Origin of the sequence: Streptomyces ossamyceticus, assembly GCF_001418475.1 — a bacterium.
GTDB lineage: Bacteria > Actinomycetota > Actinomycetes > Streptomycetales > Streptomycetaceae > Streptomyces > Streptomyces ossamyceticus.
Map to the genome: position 1 here is coordinate 47967 of NZ_LIQX01000002.1, position 6397 is coordinate 54363.

At 68.9% G+C, this 6397-nt stretch carries 4 protein-coding genes and 1 pseudogene; all 5 read right to left on the reverse strand.

All coding sequences use genetic code 11. The features are described from left to right. Positions 1-493: 493 nt before the first annotated feature. Positions 494-1372: pseudogene (locus AOK15_RS00230) on the reverse strand (AbfB domain-containing protein); the annotation flags it as partial. Between the two features lie 515 nt (positions 1373-1887). After that, positions 1888-2589 carry a FadR/GntR family transcriptional regulator gene (locus AOK15_RS00235; RefSeq protein ID WP_055511365.1) on the reverse strand — a complete coding sequence of 234 codons (702 nt, stop codon included), beginning with the start codon at positions 2587-2589 and terminating at the stop codon, positions 1888-1890. Positions 2590-2680: 91 nt separating this feature from the next. After that, the gene (locus tag AOK15_RS00240; RefSeq protein WP_055511367.1) at positions 2681-3724 is read right to left on the reverse strand and encodes an ABC transporter permease; all 1044 of its coding nucleotides are present in this window, start codon (positions 3722-3724) and stop codon (positions 2681-2683) included. 2 nt (positions 3725-3726) lie between these two features. Beyond that, positions 3727-5340, reverse strand: coding sequence for a sugar ABC transporter ATP-binding protein (locus AOK15_RS00245; RefSeq protein WP_055511369.1), 1614 nt, complete (start codon positions 5338-5340; stop codon positions 3727-3729). A gap of 123 nt (positions 5341-5463) precedes the next feature. Next, positions 5464-6397: sugar ABC transporter substrate-binding protein (locus AOK15_RS00250; RefSeq protein ID WP_055511371.1), on the reverse strand; the 934-nt coding region annotated here is incomplete at its 5' end.

Genomic DNA, 6397 nt, shown 5'->3' on the forward strand with positions numbered 1-6397 from the left:
CTGAGTCGATACCCGTCCAAAGATCGATGCGGAGCGCTATACATCGGATCTATGGCGAGGAGCTATCCAACCTGGTGGGGTATAGGGGTGGCGGTTCCGTGGGGAATGATGGCGTGCTGTGGCCCGCAGCACGTTGTCCAGGCAGACGTCCACCACCAGTACTTGGTCAAGATGGTCAGGTCCCCGCTGGGTGCGGTCTGCGCTCGTCGGGGCCGACGCGGACGCGCTGGGAGTCAGAACCAGGACGGCAGCCGCCGCGGTGACGGCGGACTTCGACGCGATGGGGCGCATGAGAGGCCAACCCGCAGGACCGAGCGGGTAGAGGGCCCGCGCCCGCGATCACTCGCGGGAGCGAGCAGAGCCGCCTCACGGCCTTAAGGGGCGCCGGGAATGGCCATTGCCACGCGAGCGTGTGGCAGTGCCGGTCGGTGCGGAGGGCTCCGACCGTGGGGTCGGAGCCTTCCGGAGGGTAACGGACCGCAGTTGTGCCTCGCTGGCTGTAGAAGGTGGCGTCGGCCCGGGCGGTCGTCGTGCTCACAGCCTGGACATAATGGCGGATGTAGCGGCCCGGAAGGTTGAATGACTCGTAGGAGACCCCGGCGGAGTCCGCGAGGCCGGCCCGCGCGGTGAAGGAGGCGTCGCCCGCGAACAGCGCCGTCCCGTCGTTCTTCTCCACCCACACCTCGTTGTTCTTGCGGCGCAGGAAGTAGCCGGGGAAGCTCGCCGACTCCAGGGAGACGGTGCCGGTGAGTCCGGTGACGACGCGGAACTGCGAGTCGGCGAGTGGCGCGACGTTCGCCTCGATCTTGGCACGGTACTCCCGGTGCTGGACGAACCGGTCGGGGTGGTTGTACCAGGACAGCCGGATCGGGGTGAGGCTGTCGGCGGCCGGGACGCCGACGTCGGGCGTCCCGTCAGCCTTCCAGTAGATCTTCTGGACGCGGGTGCGGCGGTTGGGGCCGTTGAGCGGGGAACCGCTGATGTCCTTGTAGCTGCGGTCGTGGTAGACGAAGATGTCCGACTTGTCGTCCTCGGAGACCGTGAACTGGTTGTGCCCGGGGCCGTACTGGCCGGTGGCGACGAAACTGGCGATGACGGGGTTCGGGTTCTTGGTCCATGACGAGGCGCTGAGCAGGTCGTCCGACGCGGAGGCGGTCAGCATGCCCATGCAGTAGACGGCACTGGTGGTGGCGGCTGGGAAGGTCATGAAGACCTTGCCGTTCCGCTGGATCACTGCCGGGCCCTCGTTGACCGTCGCGCCTCCGGCGGTCTCCCACGCGGCGGTCAGCCGGCTGATCATGACCGGAGTGCCGGTGATGGTCCATGGGCTGGATATCTGGGCGATGTAGAGGTTGGTTCCGCGGTCGACGGCGGTACCGGCCGAGACACCGGTGATGGCGGCCGCGGCCGAGCCGGCGATCATGCCGAGGATTGTTCGCCGGGTCAGCGCGGGTCCCATAGGGTGCGCCCTCTGGTGCTGGCGGTGCGGAGATACCGTCGATGTCGGTATGCCGAACTCTGTTCGTAGAATCGACCGGAAGGCAGGTTTCTGCGCCTACTCCGGGCAACGCTTCTGTCACAGAAAAGGATGGTCGGTCCCCGTCCGCGACCAGCCGCCCGGAAACGACCCGCTTCCAATCCTGAGCTGGGCAAACGCCCAGCTCAGGATTCGAACAGCACTAACTCCCGTATGGCCGAGGAAGTTGTGCCGGCCTTGGCGGAGTTGCGCGACCAGGGCGTGCCTTGGAGTGGTCGGCGCCGGTGTGAAGCGGTCGGTTGGGCTCGCCCGTATTCTGCGCGAGGCCGCAGTCGTGGTGATGCCGGCCGGGCGCTTGGGTCCTCCTCGGTCAGTCGCGCTGGGCGATGTTCTTCCCGCTGCCGGGGCGGTCAGCAGGTGAGAGGTTCCTCAGGGACATCGGTCAGGCTGGTCGCCAGCCACTGCTCGACGGCGGTGATGTGCACCGTTGCGGCCGATGCGGCCAGCAGGGCGTCGCGTGACCGGAGCGCGTCGAGGATCTGCTCGTGGTCCCGGTGGGCGTTGTCCAGGGCGTCACGGGTTCTGCTGCCGCGGACGATGCGGACGCGCTGGGTGCGGGTGGAGAGCACCTGCAGCAGCATCGACAGCACGGGGTTGCCGACGGCTTCGACGATCCTGAGGTGGAAGGCGATGTCGTGGGCGACGAACTCCTCCACCGTGGTGACGGTCCGGGACCGGTCGAGGATGTTGCGCAGTTCCTGGAGGTCCTGCTCCTTCAGCAGCGGGGCGGCCAGCCCTGTCGCCTGCGGTTCGAGCAGGCGCCGCACCTGGAGCAACTGCAGGGCCGTGGCGCCCTGGGAGACGTCCGCGGCGAAGGAGAGGCTCTCCAGCAGCAGGTGCGGCTCCAGACTGGACACGTACGTGCCGTCGCCCTGACGGGTGATCAGGATCCGCATGGCGGTCAGCGCCCGAACGGCCTCGCGCAGAGAGTTCCGGGAGAGGCCGAGCTGTCCGGCGAGGATCTCCTCCTTGGGCAGCCGGGAACCGGGGGCGAGTTCGCCGGCGACGATCATTGCCTTGATCTTGTCGATCGCATCGTCCGTCAGGGCCACGAGGGTGCCTCTCGTTGTTGAGGATGAGTGGGGCGGCGACTCCGTCGGCCGCGAGCGGCTCGCGGCCGACGGAGCCGCTCGCGGGGCGTGGCTACTCCTGCTTCTCGCCGGAAGCGAACCGGGAGATGATCAAGGCGACGATGATGATGGCGCCGTTGAGGAACTGGTTCCACAGCGGGGGCACGCCCGCCAGCGTCATGACGTTGACGACGAGCTGCAGGGTGAGGACGCCGGTGAGGGCGCCAAAGACGGAGCCCTTGCCGCCGTTGAGGCTGACCCCGCCGATGACGGTCGCGGCGAAGACCTGGAAGATCCAGCCGCTGCCCTGGGTGGCGGAGATGGAGCCGTAGTGGCCGCTGTAGAGGATGCCGGCGAACGCGGCGAGGACGCTGCCGAGGATGAGGACGATCCACACGATGCGGTCGACGCGGATGCCCGCGGTACGGGCCGCCTCCGCGTTGCCGCCGATCGCGTACAGCGCCCGGCCGTGCCGGAGCCAGGCCAGTGCACTGCCGCCGAGGGCGAAGAGCAGCGCGCACACCCAGATGGCGGCAGGCACGCCCAGCCAGGACGCCCTGCCCAGGTACGTGAAGGAGGAAGGGAGCTCGACGATGGACTGGCCCTCGGACAGGGCGACTTGCAGGCCGCGGAGCATGGTGAGGGCGCCGAGGGTGACGATGAAGCCGTTGAGGCGCAGCTTGAGGATGAGGAAGCCGTTGACGGCGCCGATCACCGCGCCGACCAGCAGGCAGAGCGGGACCGCTGTCCACTCGGGGAACAGGCCGAGCCCGTTGAACCGGCCGCCGGCGGTCGGCAGGACGAGCCATACGGCGATGACGGGAGCCACGCCGATGGTGGACTCCAGCGACAGGTCCATCCGTCCGGCGACCAGGATGAAGGTCGTGGCGAGCACCAGCAGGCTCAGCTCGGTGGACTGCTGAGCCACACCGATCAGGTTGTCGGCGGTGAGGAAGGCCGGCGAGACGATGAACCCGATCAGACCCAGGACGAGGATCGCCGGGACCAGGGACAGTTCACTGAAGCGTCCGAGGTCGACCCGGTGGCGGGCGGTGCCGTCGGCGGCCGGCGCGGCTGTGCTCGCCGCGGGCTCGGTGAGATCTGTGGTGGCGGACATGACTACCTTCCGTGCTCGTCTGCGCCGGTTGAGGCGGGTACCGCGGATGCGGGGGACGCGGTGGCGGGGGGCATGTCACCGGAGACGCCCTCGATGGCGGCGACGAGGTCGTCGTCCTTCCAGCCGCGGTCGAACTCGGCGACGACACGCCCGTGGAACATGACGACGACCCGGTCGCAGACCCTGAGGTCGTCCAGTTCGTCGGAGACGATCAGCGCGGCCCTGCCGCCGTCCGCGACCTGCCGGATCCTGCCGAGCAGGAACTCCTTGGACTTGACGTCCACACCGTTGGTGGGGCGGATGGCCACCAGGACGTGCGGGTCGGTGGCCAGGGCGCGGGCGACGACGACCTTCTGCTGATTGCCGCCCGAGAGGGCGGAGACAGGGGTGGCGGCTCCCGGGGTCTTGATGTCGAGGTCCCGGATCATGCGCCGGGCGAACACCTTGGTGCGGGCCGGCAGCACCGTGCCGAACGGGCCGAGCTGGTCGGTGACGGTCAGCGTGGCGTTCTCCGCCACGCTGCGGTTGTTGACCAGTCCCTGGAGGTGGCGGTCCTCGGGGACCAGACCGACTCCGGCGGTGAGCGCGGAGGGCACACTGCCGGTGCGCACGGCTCTGCCGCCGACCGCGATGCGTCCTGTCCTGGCGCGGTGCAGACCGGCGATCGCCTCACCCACCTGCACATTGCCGCTTGCCGCAGCTCCGGCGAGCCCGACGACCTCGCCGGAGCGGACCGAGAGAGAGACGTCCTCGCAGACGTCGGGCAGCGTGAGTCCGTCGAGCGCCAGCAGTTCGGTGCCCTCCGCCCGTACGGCCGCGGGCCGGTCGGTGGTAGCGGTGACCGTGTGGGCGGATTCGCCGGTCATGGCCTCCACAAGGGCCTGGCGGCCGAGCTCGGCGACGGGCGCGGTGAGGATGTGGGCCGCGTCGCGGTAGACCGTGACCGTCGTGCAGAGGTCGTACACCTCTTGCAGGTGGTGGGAGATGAAGAGGAAGGCGACGCCCTGACGCTGGAGGTCGCTGAGCTTTCCGAACAGCCGGTCGATGCCGCGGGCGTCGAGTTTCGCGGTCGGCTCGTCGAGGATGATGAAGCGCGCGCCGAACGACAGGGCCCGTGCGATCTCCACGAACTGCCGCTGCTCCACGGTGAGGTCCCTGGCCCGCGCGGCGGGGTCGACGGCCACGCCGTACTCGCCGAGCAACTCCTCGGCACGCCGGCGCAACTGCTTCCACCGGATGGGCTGCACCGCTCCGGCGCTCTGCCGGTTCAGGAAGAGGTTCTCGGCGACCGTCAGCTCACCGATGATGGTGGAGCGCTGGTAAACGCAGGCGACGCGCGAGCGCCAGGCGTCGATGTCGCCGAAGGCGGGCGCAGGCTCGCCGGAGAATCGCAGGGTTCCGGCGTCGGGCTGCTGGATGCCGGTGAGGATGGACACGAGTGTCGACTTGCCGGCGCCATTGCGTCCGACCAGGGCGTGCGACTCGCCCGGGGTGACGGCGATACGGGCGCCGCGTAGCGCGACAGTCGCGCCGAATCGTTTGCTGATGCCGGTCGCTTCGGCCACCGGGGCCGGGGTGCCGGGGCCGGTCGCCTGGGCGGTCGCGGACTCCGCCATGGTGGACACCGTCCTTCGTGTACGGGCTGGGGGTGAGGGGTGTGGTGTACCCCCCTCCGGCGGGCGGGCGTCGGGGGACGAAGCTGTCCGTCCCCCGACGTGGCGGGCGGGAGCTGCCCGTCGTCAGCCGACGTTGTTGCCCCACAGGGTCTTGTCGTCGACGTTGTCCTTGGTGATCAGCGGCGCGGGCAGCTGGTCCTCCAGGCCGTTGGGCAGCTTGATGATGGTGGAGTCGTGGTCAGTCGCTCCCGGCTTGAAGGTCTTGCCCTTGGCCGCGGCCTCGGCGTAGTAAAGCGCGTACTTCGCGTACAGGTCGGCGGGCTGGGAGATGGTGGCGTCGATCTGGCCCTTGCGGATGGCGTCGAACTCCTGCGGGATGCCGTCGTTGGAGACGATCGAGATGTGGCCCTTCTCCCCGGCGGGCTTCAGCAGGCCCTTCTGCTCCAGCAGGGCCAGGGTCGGCTGCAGGAAGACACCGCCGGCCTGCATGTAGATGCCGTTGAGGTCCGGGTGCTGGGCGAGCAGGCTCTGCAGCTTGGCGGAGGCCACGTCGCCCTTCCAGTCGGTGGGCAGCTCAAAGAACTTGATCTTCGGGAACTTCGTCCTCATGCACTCCGCGAACGCCTCGGAGCGGTCCCGTCCGTTGATCGAGTCCAGCGCGCCCTGCAGTTCGGCGACCTTGCCCTTGCCGCCCAGCTGCTCGCCGAGGAACTCGCAGGCCTTGGTGCCGTAGGCCCGGTTGTCGGCGCGCACCACCATGTAGACGTCGCCCTTGTCGGGCCGGGTGTCGACGCTGACCACGGGGATCTTCTTCGCCGCCAGGGTGTCGAGGGTGGAGGCGATGGCGCCGGTGTCCTGCGGCGCCATGACGACGGCCTTGGCGCCCGTGTTCTGGAACACCTGCACGTTGGCGACCAGCTTGGTCACGTCGTTCTGCGAGTTGCTCAGCGGCAGGGCGTTGATGCCGTCTGTCTTGATGTCCTTCTTCACGTACTCGGCGTAGGAGTTCCAGAAGTCGGAGTCGGAGCGCGGCAGGTCGATGCCGATGGCGGGCTTG